The following is a 1415-nucleotide window of genomic DNA, read 5'->3' as shown; positions in this document are numbered from 1 at the left end:
ATGATGCTGCACGAACAGCCCCTGTTTGAAGATGTTCTTTGGCTTGATGTCCAGTTGCTCGAAGTACTTTCTGGTAGCGGGAGTCAACGCCAGCGTGCGCATCAGGCCGTGGATAAAGAAAGCTGCGACCTTGTTTCTCGGCATCACCAGGCGGCCCATGAGTTTCGCCAGATTGATCATCGCCTGGGCATGAGGGCGGCGCTCTACGTCATAGGTATCGAGTATTGCAGGCGTGGCATGGCCGCGAAGGACCCAGGCCAGTTTCCAGGCAAGGTTGGCGCCATCTCGAAGGCCCGCTACGAGGCCTTGCCCGACAAAAGGGGGGGTGATGTGCGCGGCATCCCCGGCGAGGAAGATACGTCCCTTGCTGAATCTGTTGCAGCAGCGCGCGTGGAATCGATACACCGCCTTGCGCTCGATTTCCAGTTCCTGCGGGTTGATCCATGGCGCGATGAGCCGGGCGATGCTTTCCGGGCTCTCCAGCTCCTCCCGGGATTCACCTGGTTGCAGCATGAACTCCCAACGCTCCCTTCCGCCGGGTGCGGGCATGTGCGGTGTTGGACGCCTTGGATCACAGATAAACTCGATGTGATCAATGGCTGACTTATGCCGGTTCCTGGCATCGACAATCAGCCAATCCTCTGCATAGGTTTGCCCTTCGAACTCCTGGCCAATCAGTGCCCTGACCCTGGAGCTTGCGCCATCCGCACCGATCACATACTGGGCGCAAACGCAATGCGAGTGTCCATTTTGATCCCGTACGGTGGCAACCACGCAATCCGACTCCTCGACCAGATTCGCAAGCTCGAAACCGCCCAGACTGGTCACTGACTTCAGCCGGGAAACCTGGCCGCGCATCGCTCGTTCGAGGTCGGGCTGATAGAAAGTCACAAGCTTGGGATGGCCGTCGATACAGCCCTCAGTATTGGCTCGACCGAATTGCCCGAGGACCGGGGAGTGCATCTTCACTTCAGGGATAGCGATCTTCTCGAAGGCGTCTTCCGACAACCCGGCGAGTTGCAGGATGCGCAGGGCCTCGTTGTCCAGAGCAATGGCACGGGGCATCAGTACGATTTCATGGAGTTTGTCCAGCACCAGGGTCGTAACCCCATAGCGGCCGAGCAGCGCCGCGATCGTCGCGCCTACCGGACCGTAACCGACGACCAGCACATCGACGGCGGAGGGAGTCAATTCGGGTACTTTCTTGTTGTTGTTCATCTCGAGCCCTTGTTGTGATTGAAGTCGTGAGGCGTACAGGCCTCATCGCCAGGCAGAGTCAAGGTATGCAAAATTGAGAGATATTTCAATATTGATGTTTTTGTCATTAATTTTTTGGGATCATTACCGTACCGTGACGAGGACATGTGAGCTATGCGCAGGGCCAGTTTCCGACCGGTGAGGCTTGGCTTCTGAGT

2 protein-coding genes are annotated in these 1415 nt (G+C 57.3%); both read right to left on the bottom strand.

Annotated elements, in window-relative coordinates:
- A partial coding sequence (locus ACXRVY_RS29120; RefSeq protein WP_458238973.1) for a bifunctional 3-(3-hydroxy-phenyl)propionate/3-hydroxycinnamic acid hydroxylase occupies window positions 1–1218 on the bottom strand: 1218 nt, incomplete at its 3' end.
- Window positions 1215–1415 (bottom strand): hypothetical protein (locus ACXRVY_RS29115; RefSeq protein ID WP_458238972.1); only part of this gene is annotated, 201 nt, incomplete at its 5' end. The genes ACXRVY_RS29120 and ACXRVY_RS29115, both read right to left, overlap by 4 nt.

This window comes from Pseudomonas sp. P5_A2_2 (assembly GCF_054177685.1).
This window is presented reverse-complemented; position numbering and strand designations above follow the sequence as displayed.